At 64.7% G+C, this 17,431-nt stretch carries 16 protein-coding genes; 8 read left to right on the top strand and 8 right to left on the bottom strand.

Annotated features, from left to right (window positions below; genetic code table 11):
- Window positions 1–663 precede the first annotated feature (663 nt).
- From ACZ6IE_RS14855 to ACZ6IE_RS14890, 8 genes are all read right to left on the bottom strand, one after another.
- Window positions 664–2,595: a hypothetical protein gene (locus ACZ6IE_RS14855; protein ID WP_464608683.1), complete on the bottom strand. Its 1,932-nt coding sequence runs from the start codon at window positions 2,593–2,595 to the stop codon at window positions 664–666.
- A gap of 213 nt (window positions 2,596–2,808) precedes the next feature.
- Window positions 2,809–3,045 carry a hypothetical protein gene (locus tag ACZ6IE_RS14860; protein WP_464608684.1) on the bottom strand — a complete coding sequence of 79 codons (237 nt, stop codon included), beginning with the start codon at window positions 3,043–3,045 and terminating at the stop codon, window positions 2,809–2,811.
- Window positions 3,046–3,381: 336 nt separating this feature from the next.
- Window positions 3,382–3,618, bottom strand: a complete 237-nt coding sequence (locus tag ACZ6IE_RS14865) for a hypothetical protein (RefSeq protein ID WP_464608685.1) — start codon at window positions 3,616–3,618, stop codon at window positions 3,382–3,384.
- Between the two features lie 332 nt (window positions 3,619–3,950).
- The gene (locus ACZ6IE_RS14870; protein WP_464608686.1) at window positions 3,951–4,259 is read right to left on the bottom strand and encodes an ArsR/SmtB family transcription factor; all 309 of its coding nucleotides are present in this window, start codon (window positions 4,257–4,259) and stop codon (window positions 3,951–3,953) included.
- Between the two features lie 23 nt (window positions 4,260–4,282).
- Window positions 4,283–5,728: a MinD/ParA family ATP-binding protein gene (locus ACZ6IE_RS14875; protein WP_464608687.1), complete on the bottom strand. Its 1,446-nt coding sequence runs from the start codon at window positions 5,726–5,728 to the stop codon at window positions 4,283–4,285.
- Entirely contained in the window at window positions 5,725–7,173 is a 1,449-nt protein-coding gene (locus ACZ6IE_RS14880) for a hypothetical protein (RefSeq protein ID WP_464608688.1), read from the bottom strand. Before ACZ6IE_RS14880 ends, ACZ6IE_RS14875 begins: the two co-directional genes overlap by 4 nt.
- Before the next feature lie 17 nt (window positions 7,174–7,190).
- On the bottom strand, window positions 7,191–8,288 hold the full coding sequence (locus ACZ6IE_RS14885) for a M23 family metallopeptidase (protein ID WP_464608689.1): 1,098 nt from the start codon (window positions 8,286–8,288) through the stop codon (window positions 7,191–7,193).
- Entirely contained in the window at window positions 8,285–8,611 is a 327-nt protein-coding gene (locus ACZ6IE_RS14890) for a hypothetical protein (RefSeq protein ID WP_464608690.1), read from the bottom strand. The genes ACZ6IE_RS14885 and ACZ6IE_RS14890 overlap by 4 nt, the downstream gene beginning before the upstream one ends.
- A 245-nt stretch (window positions 8,612–8,856) precedes the next feature.
- On the opposite strand from ACZ6IE_RS14890, the gene ACZ6IE_RS14895 reads away from it, so the two are divergent.
- The 8 genes from ACZ6IE_RS14895 (at window position 8,857) to ACZ6IE_RS14930 (ending at window position 17,370) form a co-directional block, all read left to right on the top strand.
- A complete protein-coding gene (locus tag ACZ6IE_RS14895) occupies window positions 8,857–9,510 on the top strand; it encodes a DUF6668 family protein (RefSeq protein WP_464608691.1) in 654 nt (217 codons plus the stop codon).
- Window positions 9,507–9,782, top strand: a complete 276-nt coding sequence (locus tag ACZ6IE_RS14900; protein WP_464608692.1) for a hypothetical protein — start codon at window positions 9,507–9,509, stop codon at window positions 9,780–9,782. Before ACZ6IE_RS14895 ends, ACZ6IE_RS14900 begins: the two co-directional genes overlap by 4 nt.
- Window positions 9,783–9,810: 28 nt before the next feature.
- On the top strand, window positions 9,811–10,569 hold the full coding sequence (locus ACZ6IE_RS14905; RefSeq protein ID WP_464608693.1) for a DUF8175 domain-containg protein: 759 nt from the start codon (window positions 9,811–9,813) through the stop codon (window positions 10,567–10,569).
- Window positions 10,562–11,923, top strand: coding sequence for a hypothetical protein (locus ACZ6IE_RS14910; RefSeq protein WP_464608694.1), 1,362 nt, complete (start codon window positions 10,562–10,564; stop codon window positions 11,921–11,923). The genes ACZ6IE_RS14905 and ACZ6IE_RS14910 overlap by 8 nt, the downstream gene beginning before the upstream one ends.
- A complete protein-coding gene (locus tag ACZ6IE_RS14915) occupies window positions 11,920–13,428 on the top strand; it encodes an SCO6880 family protein (RefSeq protein ID WP_464608695.1) in 1,509 nt (502 codons plus the stop codon). Before ACZ6IE_RS14910 ends, ACZ6IE_RS14915 begins: the two co-directional genes overlap by 4 nt.
- Before the next feature lie 95 nt (window positions 13,429–13,523).
- Window positions 13,524–15,164, top strand: a complete 1,641-nt coding sequence (locus tag ACZ6IE_RS14920; protein WP_464608696.1) for a hypothetical protein — start codon at window positions 13,524–13,526, stop codon at window positions 15,162–15,164.
- Entirely contained in the window at window positions 15,161–16,924 is a 1,764-nt protein-coding gene (locus ACZ6IE_RS14925; protein WP_464608697.1) for a type IV secretory system conjugative DNA transfer family protein, read from the top strand. The genes ACZ6IE_RS14920 and ACZ6IE_RS14925 overlap by 4 nt, the downstream gene beginning before the upstream one ends.
- Complete coding sequence (locus ACZ6IE_RS14930) at window positions 16,921–17,370, top strand: DUF4913 domain-containing protein (protein WP_464608698.1); 450 nt, start codon at window positions 16,921–16,923, stop codon at window positions 17,368–17,370. Before ACZ6IE_RS14925 ends, ACZ6IE_RS14930 begins: the two co-directional genes overlap by 4 nt.
- Window positions 17,371–17,431 lie beyond the last annotated feature (61 nt).

A 17,431-nucleotide genomic window follows, 5' to 3' on the forward strand; every position in this document is an offset into this window, starting at 1 on the left:
GTCGCCCTTATTGATCGTGTCGGGGCCGAAGTTCGTAGCTTTGCCCGTGGCGATCTGGTCGGCGCGGACGGGCCATGTCCGCGGGCGTGAACCTGTTAGGTTCTGAACCGTGCACGCTTATCGGACGGTCCTGATCGCGATCACTGCGCTGGCGATTACGGTTGCAGCTTCTGGGTGCGTGTCGACTGCCCCGGTCACTGGAGCTGATGTCGAAGAAATCGCCCCCCAGACGGTTGATGCGGCTGGGCAAGCGTTCGAATCTGGCGATTGGGAATTGTTTTGTGAGGAATGGGCGGCCGACGTTCCGATGTGTCAAAAATCCATCGCAACGTGGAGAGACGGCGGAGTGCCGCCGGAGTTATCGTCCGTGACGTTCACGTCGGAAGCTCTTTCAGAGGACACCCGGCGTGTGACGTTCACTGGAAAGCTAACAAACGGGGACGAATTCTCGAGCGAGACCGAGCTCCTCAACCCGGGGACAGGTCAGCCCAGGTTTGTTGATCCGGTTTTCTGGGTTCCTCGAACCATTTCCCCCGCACCGAAAAGCTAATTCTGGACAGAAGTTCAAACAGGACCGCGTTCCTGTCGAAAAGAGCATGTCAACGGCTAGGGCTGATTGAGGACGTCGTCCTACCGGTAACGGTTACCGGCCGGAACGAGGTCCTAAGCCGCTTTGTCGGCGCGTTCTAGGGCGCCAGCTGCTACGAGCGCAAGGGCATCACCGTGGTGGCCGCGCCCGTTCCGCCGCGGGTATGCCGGATAGTCGGGGCGGTCGTTTTGAACGAACAAGGGAATTCCTGTGCTCGAGCGGCGCCCTCGACGTTTCTTCCTGGCCTTCGTCATCCAGGTGACGTCCGCCAACCACCATGCCCAAACGGCGCGCTCGAGGTCATGGCGGGCGGCGCGGCCGGCGAGATACCCGTCGACGCCGAGCTGCGCGGCGACCTGGTCGCGGTCGGCCTCGACGACACGTGACCATCCTTCGGGATGCCGGTCGACGAGGCCGTGGGCGTGCAGGCGGGAGAGTGATTTTCGGATTCTCGACGCGCTCAAATTTGTTTCAGCAGTGAGCGTGGCCATGGTGAGCACATTTCCGGGGGAGAGCTGACTGTAGGTGAGTCCTGCTTTACGTCCCAGGCTTCTCGGGGCGGAAAAAACGTCGTGGGCGAGATCTTGTAGGCGTGAGGAGAGCTTGTTAATCCACCAGTCGCGTTGATCAGCGGGCGGGCTCTGGCTGGGGTGCGTCACCGCTTGTGGCAACTTAGGGTTGTCTCCCCCTGTGGAGAACTTTTTGGAGAGTCGGTAGCGGGCCCCGTGGGCGCCCTCGGCCTGGTCGACCAACACGATCCAGGCGGACTCCGGGTCGTCCGTTGCTGGCGTGCGGAGCGCGTGGAGGGCGAGGCGGCAGGCTTCGTGCGAATACCCGGTGACCTGGGAGAGGCGCCGTTGGTCGGCTTCGATGATTTCGGATGCCGACTGGGTGATGAACAGGCACAGGGCATCTAATACGGCGCGTTCCGCGTAGCGGCCTCTGGTGGCTCTCTGAGTGGTCGAGGGGCCGGTTAGCCCCCACCGTCCGGGTGTGGCGTCAGCGGCGCTCTGGACGCGGGCGATGGCGGCTGAGGTGGCGATCGCGCGCGCGTGGAACTCGGTATCGGCGCCGGCGCCTTTGATGGGGTTCGTGGCCACGAATTCGACGGCACGCTGCCAGGCGCGTTCCAGCGCTCGGCGTGCCTCGTCGGCGCTGCGAGCGACGCGGCCGCGGAACGTGCGGCGGGTGCGTGTGTGCTCGAGCGCGGGGGAGACCTGCAGCAACGCGAACACGTCAGCGAACCGCCACCGGGCTCGAGCGCAGCCGGCGAGTACCGCGGCCTGAGTCACGGAGGTGTCGTCGGCCGGCGCCTGGTCGAGCAGATCGCGGATGCGGGGAGAGACGGCTCGCTTCGGGCCGACGAGATACGGGTAGCCGGCGTCGTCGTGGGCAACGCCACGGATCGCGGTGACAGGCGCCACGGTGAGCGTCGCGCCTGTGTCGATGAGGAAGTCTTGGAGTAGCTGCAGCTGGTCGACGGTGACACTGTGCGCGAGCAGCGGGGCGATCGAGCCGACAGGCTCAGAGCGGCCGGAACGTCGGTGAGGGGCGCCGGGCGGCCGCACCGAACCGGTTGCGGCGTTCTTGAGCGGGGTGATGTCGAGCGAAGGCAGCAGCTGCGCGGCAAGGTGCCCGATTGTGGCCACAACACTGGCGTCAGCGCCGTCCTGCAGGGACAGCCACACGTGGCGGCCTCCGGTCGGGCCGGAGCGGGCGACCAGGTAGTCAATGTTGAGCTCATCGAGCCAGTGCGCGAGGCGGCTGGCGTCGTAGACGGCGTTGCCGTGGCCGGGGTCGAGGTCGAAGCAGATGTAGTGGAAGAATCCGCGCGGGTCGGTGAGTGGCATGGCCCACGGTGTCGATGGCTCGTCCGCGGTCAGCGGGATGGTCGCTGTGTAGTCGTTGAGGTAGCCGTCGGGGCCGAGTTGGTCGGCGATGCGGACGCGTCCTCGGGGGGAGAGGGTGCGGGTGAGGTCCCAGGGGTTCCATTGTTCGGGCGACACGCCGGGTGTGTTGCCGTGTTTTTGGGTTGCGAAAACGTCGTTGTGGGTTACGATGGGGTCACCTCCTCGGTTCCTCCCTGAGTGGGTACGAAGAAGCCCCGGTTCCTCAACCGGTTTTTCTTCGGAACAAATTGCTAGATCTGGATTCTGTTTGGCGACGTGACCAGATCTGGCACAGAGCTTCAGCCCCCGCCTTGTGCGGGGGCTTTCTCGTTAAGCGGTGTCGGTAGGCGACTCCTGGGTGGGTGTGGGTGTGGTCCACCAGTCGGGGGTTCCGTTGGTGGTGAGGTGGGAGCGGGTGTGCTCGACCATGGCTTCGAAGAGGACGGCGCCGGAGATTCCGAGGGTGGCGGCGATGGTTTCGAAGTCTTGTTTGGATTGGCGTTCGACGCGGTAGCCCATGGGGACGGCGTCGGTCATAGTGCCGCGGGGGCGGCGGGGTGCGCTCATGTTCGCCACGTTAGTGCTAGCGCAAGCGTTAACGGGGGAGCGGCGCGCCGATGCAGCTGGGTTGATGTGGCCGTGTTGCTGGTCTGGTGCGGTGATGGAGCGGTGGAGTGCGGGTTTTTTGTGCGACACGCCGTTGTGTCGGGGTTGTGTTGCGGATGGTTTTTGGGTGTGTGTGGTTATGATGGCTTCATCACCTCCTGCGGGATGTGGGTACAACGAAGGCCCGGTTGGTTACCGGTTTTTCTACATATCGGCTTGTTCACCTCGTGGTCGCCAAACTTTGAGGGTGAAGAAGTTGTGAGACTTTGGCCCGTCGCTTGCGGCGGGCCTTCTCGTTTAAGCGGCGGGGATGGGCAGCTCCATGTTGTGGGGTCGGGGGAGCGCGACGAGGGGCAGGGCGCCGTTTTCGTAGATTTGCGCTCGGAGCATGTTTTCGAGGTAGTAGGCGATGGAGACGCCGGATGCGGCGGCTGCGGCTTGTACCTCTTCGCGGATTTCGGGGGCTACGCGTGCTTGAAGAAGCACGGTGGGTGCATTTTCTTGACGACGTTGACGTCCGGCGATCGCGCTCATGTGCCCATAGTGGCGTTTGTATGCATACTTGTGGCCGATTAAGGTCGGCGTGTCGTGGTGGCGTGTCTGTCGGGGGAGTGTGCTGTCCATGCGGCCGCCGTTCGAGAGATGCTCTCGAGACCGGGTTGGTGGGTTATGGGTGGTGGGTGGGCCGTTGTAAGTGCGTTGCGCGCGTTAGCGCTCCGCACTCTTTATGCTTACTTGCTTGATGCGGGGGCGGTGCGGACGAGCAGGATGTGGTTTAACGGCGCAGACCGGCACCGTTTCGGTGTCGGCCTGCGGGGGTGGTGATGGTGTCGACGCGTGGGGGGGCTAGCGCCGTTTCTGCTTTGCTATGCGATGAATTGATCTCGGGTGTTGTCAAATGCTTCTTTGATGCGGTCGAGGTTCACGCGGTACTTCACTGATCGGCCGTGGCGCTTGTTCTGAGGGATGTCTCCCTCAATGGCGCCGTATTCCTCGAGGGGCCGTAGGTGGCTGCTGATGCTGCCTTCGGGGATGCCGGAGCCTTCAGCGATCTCGCTGAAGTAAGCGCCATCGGTTGTTGATCGGATGTAGGTGATGATGGCGAGGCGGCCGGGGACGCTCGTCAGTACTTTGACGAGTGCGGTGTCTCTGTTTGGGGGAGTGTGTGGGGTCACAGCGGGCACTTTCTGGGGGAGGGTTAGAGCCCTCTGGCAACGGCTGCGGCTGCGGAGAGCCACGCTCGCTGCGTTGCGGGCTTCAAGGAACCGTATCGCAGGAGCCCCTGAACCATCGCGGGATCGTACGGGATTGTGACCGTTTCCCGCGTGAGCGAGCGGAACCCATCGGCGATCTTCTGCGCCTTCTCGGCCGGCGCCTTATCGTTCGCTTCGCTGATGATGACGACGCTGTTGTTGGCGAGCTGGCGGGTGCGCTCGTCGCGCTCGGCGAGCTTTTCGAGCAACAGGGCGCCAACCTCGGCGCGGTCCTCTCCGGTGGTGCTGGCGAGCACGAGGTGATCGGCTTTGTCGATCATGCGGAGCCACACGGGGTCTGTCTCGTCGTTTCCGGAGTCGATGATGACGAGGCGGTAGAACTTCGTGGCCACGGCGTGTATCTGGTCGACGTCGCCGGGGCCGATGCGTTCGCCCTGCTGCAGGACGGTCGGCTTTCCGCGGAGCACGTCGAACTGGTCACGGGTCTGGTGGTGCACGTAGCGGGCGAGATCCGCGGCCTGCGCGTCCGGGCCAAGCAGCCGGTTCGCGTCCGGCAGCAGCTCGTGAAGGGTCTGCTCGTGGGGGCCCTGCTCGGTTCGCCAGCCGAGAGTGCCTCGGGTGTGGTTGTTGTCCCACGCGAGCACGCCGGCGCCGCCGAAGCGGGCAAAGACCGACGACAGCAGAACGGTCGTCGGGGTTTTGTTCGCGCCGCCCTTAGCGTTCACGATCGCGATGGTGCGAGGGCCGGGCCAGTGCTGGCTGACGGCGTGCACATCGTGACGCTCGTTGCGCTCCTGGTCGCTGGGAGCGAGGCGAATACCGAGACGGGTCGCGAAGCCGCGCCACCCCTGGGTCGCCGGCTCTTCTGCCGGTGTCTGGTCGGTGAGGAACGACCCGCGCGCCTCGCGCCGCGTCTGCGGAGCGTCGCCCGCGGGCTGAGCGGTCTGGCGCTGCGCGGCGGTGGGGCGGATCCGTGTCGTCTCATCGATCGGCGGGTAGCTCTGGGGCGGCGTCGACGTAGACGGCTGCAACTGCGGCTGCGGTGTGTAGGCGATCGAAGGTGCCGGCGTGGCCGGCGGGAACTCGATCCGCTGCGCGGGCTGCTGGGGGAACGGCGGGACAGGCGGGAGCTTCGTCGGCGTCGTGTCCGGCGCCTGGACCGGTGCCGTCGGCGGCGCCGCGTGAGCGGCGAGCAGGTTTGGTGCGTCGATCGGTTCCACGCGGCCGTCTGAGTAGACGCGGAGGTATTGCAACTGGTCGCCTTCGCGAGTTTCGACCTCAACGTTCCGTCCGGTGTAAGCGGCGTATTTCGTCAGCACCTCGACAGCGCTCGTGCGGGCTTCGTCGGCGTTGGAGCGGGCGATCGGCACCATTTCTTCCGGGAGTGCGACACTGCCGGTCCCGTCCTGGTTGATGGTCACGATGATCATTCGGTATCTCCTTCTGTCAGGGGCAGTGCATACAAAAGACGCTGGTCAAGCTTCGTGGCCACGACCCACACACGGTCTGTCGTGGCGATGAGGGGGAGTGCTGGATCTTCCGGCAGCTCTTCATCGGTAAAGGGGCGCGTCGCGACTCCTGCAGCGTTCACGGTGCCCACGACGGCGTCGCGGTCCCGCGTGCCGTAGACGGTGTTCCCGTCGACGGATGAGGGGACGAGCTTCCCGAGATCCACGATCACGGGGCGTTTGCCGTAGTCGATGAAGATGCGGCCGAGGGTGAGGGTCGCGTTGCCCTGCGCGCGGATCGGTTCGTCGCGATCGCGCACCGCTCCGTCGTCGACGGGGGCTGTGGCCACGAGGGTGTTCGATTCGAGATCCACGAGCGTGGCCACCTGGTCATCGTCGGTGTCCCACACGACGATGAGGTGCGTGTCATCGGCGGCGGATGCCAGGACGATGCTTTCGGCGCCGTCAGGCTTCGGGAGCGGGTGGGGTTCTGGTTTCCCCTTGAGGGGAACACTCCACCAGGTTTTCGAATCGATCGCCGTCACCGTGTCGTCGGCCGCGAACACAGCCGTAGCGGTCACGGGGAGATCTCGCGTCTTGATGCCGTCGGCGGTCACGAACCCGACCGTCTGGCTCGGGAGCGACACAAGCGGCGATGATCCGAGGTAGGACACGTCAGCTTTGGTGTTCAGCTCGAAGCTGGTCGACGGCACGTCGGTTGTGTCGTCGAGGTAGAGCGGCCAGAGATCCAGGGACCGGTTCGATGCGGACGCGAGGACCGGTTTCCCGCCGACGACGCTGTAATGCACGTCGGTGCCTTTCGGGCCTGCGCTATCGGCGGTCCACACGGTTTTGCCGGTGTCGGGGTCGATGAGCTGCAGCTTGGTGCCGGTGACAGCGATACGGCCGTCCGGGAGCGCCCGGGGCTCCGAGGACTTACTGAGCGGAATCGCGTAGTCCCCGATCTGCGAGTAGCCGGGAGGCGCCAGTACCGGCAGCTGCACGCCCGCCCGGGGCGGCGTGTACGGCGTCGACGACGCCACCGGTGCCGGCTGCTGGGTCACGTTCACCGCGACGGCCGTGCCTGCACCGACGAGCGCGAGAACGCCGAGCGCTGCGGCGCCTATGAGGATGCCTTTCCGGCGCCCCTTCTTCTCAGGTTCTGCAGCCGGGGTGATGTCGTACACGTGACCGTCGGAGGTCACGACCATCAGGTGTTCCCCGTCAGGGGTGACGGCCTGAGCGCGAATGGCGTCGAGGCCTTCTTGGCGGGCGAGATCCGCGACGACGATCACGGCATCCTCGGTCGGGCTTCCCGAGCCGGTCACCGGCACGGGGGTGCCGTTCACGGTCGCGGTGCCGTAGGCGGTCAGCTGGATGCGGGCGACGGGGAACGCCGGGACGGCTGCGGGGTCGAATTCGGTCATCGTGGTTTCACTTCGTTTCAGCAGGTCGACGCGACACTGTGGCCGGACCAAATGGGGAGGGTGCAGAAGTTGATGTTGCGGTCTTGCATGAACGCGATCGGGTCGACGGCGTTCGCTTCCTTCGTGTCGCCGCCGACATAGACGGTGTAGTGGAGGTGCGGCCCGGTCGATGTGCCCGAGTTGCCGGAGAGCGCGATGACGCCGCCGGCCTCCACACGGTCGCCGACCGCGACGAGCACTCCTTCGTCTTTGATGTGGTGATAGCGGGTGAAGATCCCGCCGCCGTGGGAGACGATGATGAGGTTGCCGAGGCCGCTCTTGGAGAATCCCTGGTCGGTGATCACCTTTGTGACGGTGCCGTCGGCGGCCGCGTGGATCTTCGTGCCGACAGGGGTCGAGAGGTCGACGCCGTTGTGCTTGTAGGCGTAGCCGATGACACTGGCGGGGCGGGCGCCGTAGAAGTCGGCGATCATCAGCCCCGGCGAGGCGAGATCCAGCGGGCTTGTCCATCCGGATGCGTCGACGGCGACGCAACCCTGAGCGGAGCCGCCTTCCGGTAGCGGCATGCCGGCGAGAGCGGCGGTGATCTTCGTCGCCGGGTCCCAGAACTTCGCGTAGTGCTCGGGGTCAGCGTTTCGCTGCACCCGGTGGGCCGCAATCGTGGGCTCGAGGTTTTCCCACCCGTCGACGGTCGCGAGCACTGTGAAGAAGCTCGACGCCGAACGGTACGGGTCCATGCGGTCTTCGTAGCTGCCCCAGGAGCCGTTCGCGCGCTGCTGGAACAGGCCGCGGGAGTCCGGGCCGGCGGCGTCGCCGCGGTCGATGACGTTCAGGCTGGATTCGCCGATGGCGGTCATGACGCCGATGGTCTGCGCTTTCGCCGGCAAACCCATATCGGCGGCCGCCTTCATGATGTAGGCGGCGTTGGTCAGCTGCGTGGCGTTCCAGTTATCGACCTTCTGCACCGGCAACGACACCGGATCGATGACGACGGCCGTCCCGCCGGCGCCCGGCGCCGTGCGAGGCGTGCACGAGGTGTCGCCGGACAGGAACAGCACCACCAGGAGCGGGACAAGGAGCACGAGCGCGACAGCGCCAGCTACGGCCTGTTTCATTGAATGCCCTCAGGTGGCCGAAGCCGGTAAATGACCCACGGTCCGCCGCTCTGCTCACGCACGAGCTCGACGGAATATGAGCCCATGTCAGTCGGCACGAGAACAGTGAGCATGTCCTCTTGAACGCTGGACAAGAGGCTCCGGCCGGTGACCTCCGAAGCGGGCACATTGGCCGGGTCTGTATAGGCGTAAGCCTCTTTGGCGTCCTCTCCTAAGTACTGGCTGAGATCAGCCCACCACTCGTCATAACCCCGGTCATGCGCGACAAAAGCGCGCATTGCGTCATCCGCAAGACGTACTTCGTTATCGTGCTTTTCGGACACGTCGTCCCCAATTTGGGGGGTCGCCCTACTTGCTGGTTGACTGCTTGATGGGGAAGGGGTTTCGCCACCCGAAAGGCAGCCGGTTAGCAGGGGGATTGCACCGATGAGAAGCACCAGACAGAGCGCTCTGCGTTGCGCCATTTTCTTCCCCTCACCCCAGTATCGTTCTGCAACTCTACCGTATACATAGTTTGTGTCAACTGATACGCTGACCACGACGCATAAGTCGATGAAGTGGGGGAAGTATGCCGAAGAGCAACCCGTTCGTGGCAAATCCATTCATTCCCGAGCCCGAATCCGCGCCCGAAACACCTGAGACGCTGGCAGCTGACCCCGTACTGGGAGGCTCGCTCAGCCTTCCCGGCCCCGCGTCGCCCGCCCTGGCACCGCCGGTAGATACGTCAAGTGACGGCAGCTGGCGCACGTCGGAAACAACGGCGCGGCCGTCACTGTGCGTGATGGGCGTTCATGGAGGCGCTGGCGCCACGACGATCGCTGAACTACTGGGCACCGACGCGCTCGACGTCGGCACATCCTGGCCGCTTGCGACCGGATGGGAACGCCCCCTACCGGAACTTCCGGTGCTGGCCGTGGCCCGCACGCATCACCGCGGCCTCGCCGAAGCGACCCGCTTCGCCAGGCTGTGGGCCGGCGGGCAACTCCCCGGCTCCCGGCTGATCGGGCTCGTCCTCATCGATGACGGCCCGAAACTCGCCAACGAACAGCGCGCGGCCGTGAGCCGTCTCGCTCGAATGACTCCCCACGGATGGCACATCCCGTGGGTTGAAACCTGGCGTCTCGCCCCGGCCACGCAAACCGCGTCGCCGCTGCGAGTACGTCGGACGCTGCAACAGATCCGCGCATTCGCCGGGGAACCTAAGAAAGGAACAGACCGATGACCATCAACGACGTCGCTATGACGCTTATGACCACACTGCCGGACCCGACCCCGGAACAGCCCCCGGGAACCGAAGGCATCACGACGCTCCTGAACTGGCTCAGCTGGATCGTCATCATCATGGGCATGGCCGGCTTCCTGATCTCCGCCGGATACCTCGCCTTCGCCAGCTTCACCGGCCGCGAGATCAACGGCTTCAAGGGCCTCGTCATCGCCATCATCGTCTGCATCCTCGCGACCGGCGCCGGCGCGATCATGCGCTTCTTCGTCTAACCCACGCATAACCAGCTAGGAGGCTGCGATGTCAGACACTTCCGAAAGCAAGAACCCCTTCAACAAGTGGTGGTTCATCTCCGGCGGCCTGGTGCTCGTCATCGCGGCCACCCTGGTGTGGATTCTCGTCATCGGCCCGGGCACCGCCAACAACAACAACGACGCGCTGCCCGAACCAGGCAACAGCTCAACGGCACTGCCCGAGGAACCCACCTCGAGCACGAAACCGACCGAGCTAGCCGGCGGCGGCGAATGCAACCTCGACGACAGCGACCAAGAGATCCCCACGGTTGGCCCCGAAGCGGACTGGATTGAGTACGGGCCGTCGAAGGCCCCGCGATCCGAAGCGGCTGGGCCGGCTGTGCAAGACGGCCTCGTTTGGAGCTGCTTCGCTCACACGCCTACAGGCGCTCTCTTCGCAAGTGCATACGCAGTCTGGGCACTCGCATGGAACGACTATGAGGCCGTCGTTGAGAAGAACGTGGTTCCGAGCCCGGCAGTCGACGCCTTCCTAGCGGCGCGCGCTGAAGAACCAGAAGCGACCGTGAAGCCGGGCACTGCCCCAGGAATTGGCGGCTTCCGGTTCGAGTCCTACGAGGGCGACACAGCTACGGTGCAGATTGGCCTTCGCTACGGGACCAATGAACGAATGGCCAGGGTCTTCCTCGTGTGGGACGAGGAAGCGGGCGATTGGAAGATCGACTTGGCCAAAAACGACCCGTCGTTCATTACGAATGAAGTGACATCTATTCAGAACTTCACTCCGTGGGAGGAAGTCTATGAATGAGCCAGAGGAAGGTTGCCGCGCATTCGCGGACTGCCTGATTGATGGTGCCAACGACGTTATCGGTGGTGCTATTGGCGCCGGCGGAAATGCTCTCGCCGAGGGCTTCGTGAAATCGCTCGCGGAGGGCATGGAGAACACGCTGACCGCGATCTCGACGTTCTGGATCTCGCTGCCCTCACCCTCGGTCGAGAACGACGCGATTCGAACGATCACTGACGGGCTCGGGTGGTACACCTACGCTTTCGCAGTCGTCGGCATCCTGCTCGCGCTCCTGCGGATGGCGCAAACAAACGAACTGAGTTCCGGGCTCCCTGCCGTCAAGATGATCTTCAACCTCATTCTGGTGACGGGCGCATATGCGGTCGGTTTCACTGCTCTGATCAAGGCATCGGACGCGTTTGCGCCGTGGATTATTGAGAAGGCGACGGGTCAAGAAATGACCCTCTCGGGGATGCTGAGCGCGTCCACAATCATGACGACCGGCATCGGCCCAGCAATGCTTATCGCCCTGGTCGGGTTCCTCGCTTCGCTCGCCAACGTCGTGTTTATGGTGCTCCGGGGGGCGATGATCACGATTCTGTTTGCGTTCCTGCCGATCCTCGCGGCATCGTCTGGGTCCGAGGCGGGATCTCAGGCGTTCAAGAAGGCCAGCGGCTACTTGTTGGCCTTCGTTCTCTTTAAGCCCGTCGCGGCCGTCATCTACGCACTCGGGTTCCTAATGGTGAAAAACCCTCCGGCGTTCCAGGTCGACGACATCGGAAAGGCGCTCTATCAGAGCGCCGTCGCGGTCATGATCATCACGATTGCGTTCCTCTGTCTCCCGGCACTCATCAAGTTCATCGTGCCTGTGGCCGCTCAGGGCAGCTCGGCAGCGTTCTCTGGTGCAGCTGCCGGCGCCGCCGTAGTCGCAGGCGGCGCGGCCATCGTGACGATGGGTGCGACAGCTGGTGCTGGCGCTGCGGCAGGTGGTGCGTCAGCGGCCGGCGGAGCATCCGGCGGCGCCGCGCTGGGCGGCGGGAGCGCCGCTGCAGGAAGTGGTGGTGCGGCTGCCGGCGGAAGCGCTGTCAGTGGCGGGCAAGCCGCGTCGACGGCCGGAAGTGGTGGCCAGACGGCCGCAGGCTCGCAAGCGGGCGGGCAACCCGCCGGCGGAGGTGGCGACACCGGCGCAGGCGCTGCGGGTGGCGCATCCTCGTCGAACGGCGGCAACAGCTCAGCGGATAGTGGGCAAGCGGCCGGCGGCGCTCGACACGGGGGTGGGGGGGGCGATACCGCTCGCGCTGTAGGAGATATGGCTGCGGCCGGTGGCGCGCAGTCTCAATCAGCTATCGATGACGCATCTGAGGAGTCGAAATGAGTTCCACCGAATCTGTCCAACCGGGCGTCTACGGCAACATCATCAAGCCGGGCCGACAGGGCATCCTGGGCCTGTCGATGGGCGTGTCACTCGCGGGCGTGCCCTTCATCCTGCTGATCGTCTTCATGCTGATCCAGCGGCAATACATCCTCGCCCTGATCTTCGCCGTCGCCGGCGTCGTGGGCGCCCTGCTCATGGTCGCAACCAAACGCCAAGGCAGAGACATCTACCAGCGCGCAGCCCTCCGCACCGCTCAGAAGGTCAAGGAACGCTCCGGCAACCATCTGGCCATCAACGGTCCCGCCGGCCGCGCACCGGACGGCAAATACCGCCTCCCGGGCCTGTTGACCCCGAGCGAGCTCAGCGAGCACACCGACTCCTACGGAAACCCGTTCGGGCTCATCCGACTGGAAGCGGCACGCCACTACACAATCGTGTTCGAGGCCTACCCGGACGGCGACGCCCTGGTGGACAAAAGCCGCATCGACGCCCAAATCTCCCACTGGGGTTCCTGGCTCGCGCAGCTCGGCATCGAAGACGGCATCATTGGCGCATCAGTGACCGTCGAAACCGCGCCGGACTCGGGACTCCGCCTCGAGCGGATGGTCACGCAAAACGTGTCGCCCGAAGCATCTGATTTCGCGACGGCCGTCGTCGGCAGCATCACCAAAGAGCTGAACGGTGAATCACCGCAGTTCACGACGCGCCTCTCGATCACGTTCTCCGGTCGCGGCGTCGACAAAGAAGGCAGCGACCGCGGCCTGGCGACCATGGCGGATGAGATCGGGAACCGCATTCCGGTGCTGCTGTCCGGGCTCTACGAAACCGGCGCCGGAACGAGCGTTCGCGCGTGCACGGCACAAGACATCGTGGACTTCACGCGCAGCGCCTACGACCCGACCGTGGCGAACCTCATCGAACAGGCCCGCGCCGAAGGCGGCACCGGCCTGACGTGGCAGGACGCCGGCCCGAGCTTCGCGAGCGACCAGGTCGACCTGTATTTCCACGACCGCGCCGTGTCGAAGTCGTGGCAGATGTTCGAAGGCCCGCGAGGCATGTTCTACTCCAACTCACTGAAACGCGCGCTCGAGCCCACAAAGGGCCTCCTTCGTAAGCGCGTGACGTTGCTCTACCGGCCGATTCCCGCCGACAAGACGACGGGCGTCGCGGAGGCTGACATCAACAACGCAACCTTCGCCGGCTCGCAGAAGCAGCGCATCAGCGCCCGCCAGAAGCAGCGCCTCGCATACGCCGTCCAGACCGCGAAAGAGGAAGCTCAGGGCGCCGGCCTCGTCCGGTTCGGCATGATCATCACCGCCACCTGCGACCGGTCCTCGGAGTTCCCGCGCCTCGACAAAATCATCCCAGCACTCGGGAACCCCGCGAAGCTCCGACTCCGGCCGGCGCTGGCGAACCAGGCGGTGACGTTCCAAGCAGGCCTCCCGCTCGGTGTCGTCCTGCCGCTGCACATGGCTATCTCCGACAACACACGGAACTGGATCTGATCATGGCGAAACGCTCTCGCACGACACAGAACAACCCGGCGCCGTCGACGGAAGGGGGCCTCACCCTCCGTCTGACGAAGCGTGAGGTTCGACGGATGGAGCGCGACGCGCGACGCGCCCAACCCCGCGACCCCCGCACCGCTGGGGTCAAAGGATGGCTTGACCGCGCAGCGGCTGACAGAGGCGAAGCGCAGAACCGGCCCGGGCGCCGCGGATGGCGCGGCAAAGCTGTCGGCCGCGTCAGCTGGATTGAACCGCTCCCGGAAGCTCAGGGCACAACCGTGCAGGTGTGCGGGCTGTGGCCCTTCATCGCCGGCTCTGGGTCGCCGGTGGTCGGTGTGCCGCTTGGCCGGCACCTGCTGAACGGCACAACAGTGTGTGCTGACCCCGTGTACTGGTTCCTCTCCAACCTAATTTCGCAGCCGTCAGCGTTCGTCCTCGGGCGCCCGGGCCTGGGTAAATCGACGCTCATCCGACGGATGATCGCGATGCTGCAGGCGTGGGGCATCGTTCCGATGATCCTCTCCGACACCAAGCCGGACTACGTGGATCTCATTCGCGCGATGAAGGGGCAGATCATCACGCCGCGGCGTGGTGGCCACGCCCTCAACCCCTTGGATCTCGGCCCGCTGTTGCCGCGCCTGCAGGAGATCGCAGACGACGGCAAACGCCGTGAAGCGGTCGATGAGATGCGCGGCCGCCGCCACACGATGGTGACCGGTCTGCTGCAGCTGGTTCGAAATGGTGAATTGGAACCGTTCGAACAGTCGATCGTCTCGGCCGCGCTGCAGATCCTCGACACCGAACATGACGGCATGCCTGTCATCCATGACCTCACCGAACTGATCCGCGGCCGTCACCCGCGGCTCGCCGGCCTGGCACAGGACCAGGGTGACCCGAAACGGTATGCCGGCCGAGTGGAGAAGCTGATCGACGGCCTCACCGCTCTGGGCGAGGACGGCCCGTTCGGCGACATTTTCTCCCGCCAGACCACGGAACACATCGACGTCGGCACCCCGATGGTGTTCGACCTGTCCGCGATCGATGAGGCCGATCTGCAACTGCAGGCGGCCGTGCAGTCGGTGTGCTGGTCCTACGGCAGCGCCGTGGTGTCCGCGGAGAAGCACCTGGCCGAAGCGGGGCTGCGTAAACGGCGCCACTACTTCCTGGTGATGGATGAGCTGTGGCGGATGCTGCGGGCATCCGACGTCATGGTCTACTTCCTCGACTCCCTCACCCGCCTGAACCGCCAACGCGGTATCAGCCAGGTCATGATCACCCACACGATGAACGACCTCGAGCTGGCATCCCCGCACCTCACGAAGATGGCGTGGGGATTCGTCGAACGCTCCGCGATGGTGTTCCTCGGCGGCCTCGCCGAACGCGAAATGGGAAACCTCAACGACGTGTTTGCGATGAGCTCTGCCGAGCGCTCAATGATCACCGACTGGTCATCGGAGGGCGGCATCAACCCCGACACCTCCCAGGCATCCACCCCTCCCGGCCGCGGAAAATTCCTGTTGAAGGTCGGCAAGAAGCCCGGCATCCCGTTCCAACTGCAACTCACGACCGCCGAGCTCGAGGTGAACGACACCAACAAGGCGTGGGCCGGCGAAGCCGAACGTGTACACCGGAACACGCTCCGCGCCGTGACCGGCGCTGCAGAGCTGGACGTCGCGCCCGTCGACGTGCCGACAATCGAGGAAACCTCGGGCGTGCGGGAGGTACTCGCATGAGCCCCCGCGAGGCCCACCGACGCGTACAGCCGGGAACGAATGAAGGCCCTGCCCTCTTCATGCTCGCGGCAATCGCTCTGCTGTTCGTCGTTGCCCTCCTGATCTGGGGCACGGCGATGCTGAACTCGAAGGTTGGGGATCTCGGATCGTCGAACCCGTTCGTCGTCATCGGCGGGGTGCTCAGCGGGAAGCTCGCACCTGAACCGTTGCAGATCATCGTTCTGGTTGTCGCTAGCCTCGTGCTCGCCGTTCTCGCGGCGGGCATTGTCGTTGGAGCGATCCGACAACGTGGGGGCCAGGGCGACGCGAGCCCCGTCGACTACAAAGCCCGCTCGATGGCCCAGACCCGCCACCTGAGGGGCCTGCTGCCGAAGGGCGCAGCAAAGGACGTCAAGCGGCTGAAAGCAACTCACACGGGCCTAGGGTCGCCACTGGGTGCTCAGGTCGGCACGGGCAAGCCGCTGCGCGCGTCCTACGAGTGGGTGCAGATCTGGCTGATGGGCCCGCGCGCCGGTAAAACGTCGTGCGTATGCGTCCCGCAGATCCTCGAGACAGCCGGGCCGGTGGTTGCGACGTCGAACAAACGGGACATCGTCGACCTCACCCGCGGGCCCCGGTCGATGAAAGGCAACGTGTACGTCCACGACGTGCAGAACATCATCGGCGAACCGCCGACCTGGTGGTGGAACCCTCTCTCGTTCGTCGTCGACTACGAGACGGCCGCGAAGCTCACCGATATCTTCATCACCTCGTCGACGGAGGCCGGCGCCACACAAGATGCCTACTTCAAGGGCGCCGCGAAAGAGACACTGACACGTCTGTTCCTCGCGGCCGCGGTCGCCGGCCGACCCATCACGGATGTGTTCGAATGGGCGAACAACCCCAAAGACGAGAAGGTCGCGCCCGAGTCGACGCCCGTTTACGTTCTGAGAACTCACGGGTACGAGTCGCAAGCCCGCGCCTTGGACCGTACGAAGCAACTGCCCGATAAGCAGCGCGAGGGTGTCTACGACAACTTGCGCACGTGGATAACCGTACTGGGCAACGAGAAGGTGCTGCCGTGGATCATCGACGACGGCACCACGCGGCCGCACTTCAACCCCGAGGCGTTCGTCACATCGTCTGACACTCTCTACGGGATCTCGGTAGAGGGTGACGGCTCGGCCCGTGCGATCACCGGGGCACTCACCATGGCGGTCCTGACAGCTGCAGAACGTATCGGGTCACGGCAGCTCGGCGGACGCCTCACAACGCCACTGATGGCCGTTCTCGACGAAGCAGCGAACGTGTGCCGGTGGAAAGACCTCCCCGACGTCTACAGCCACTACGGCTCCCGCGGCATCATCATCTCGTCGTTCTTCCAGTCCTGGTCCCAGGGCGTCGAAGCCTTCGGCGAAAACGGGATGCAGAAGCTGTGGTCGGCCGCGAACATTCGCGCGATCGGTAAAGGCCTCTCGGAGAAGGAATTCCTTCCTTTCGCCTCATCGCTCATCGGTGACCACGACGTCGTGAAACGGTCCTCGTCGACCCAGAAAAATGGCCGATCGGTGACGACAAGCGTGCAACGCGAGCGGATCTTCGAAACCTCCGACCTCGCGGCACTCCCTGACGGCCGCGCCATCCTGATGGCGTCGGGCATGCCTGCAGCGCTCATCAAGCTCACCCACTGGGGCGAGAAGGACTACGGCGACCTGGTCATGCAGAGCCAGGACTACTACGAGAAGAAAGCCGTGCGCATGTCGGCGGGAGGCGTGTCGTGAGCGAGTACGAAGACGACGACGTTGCCGGCGAAAGCCTGGCCGAACCGGAGCAAACCCCCGAGGCGCCGGCGCAGGCGGAAGCGCCCGACCTGGTGTTCGCGGATGTCTACGAATGGGTCGACGAGTGGCTGTTGCCCCACTGGCGCCGCGAACTCGAATATTGGGACAAGAGGTGGTGGCTGTACCCCGAGGTACTGAGCCGTTTCGAGGCCCTGTGGCGGGCATGGGAGTTCCTGCGGCTGGAAGGGGCGCTCGGGATGTCGGTTTTCTGGCGCGATCACCTCGAGAGCCACATGCGCGTCATCACGGCAGAGAACGGCCCGTTCTGGCAGGTGCGATCCTCAATGGACTACACGGGCGAACCGCCGGCAATGTGGCCAGCCGAACCGGCGGACCGTGAGGCCGGCAGGATCGAATATGTCCACGACAGAGGTCCGAAACAATAGGTACCCACACCGAAGAGGAGACAGGTAGTTGGTCGGCTCTCGGAGCTGGGAACGAGCGTTG

The organism is Okibacterium sp. AC114 (assembly GCF_979253355.1).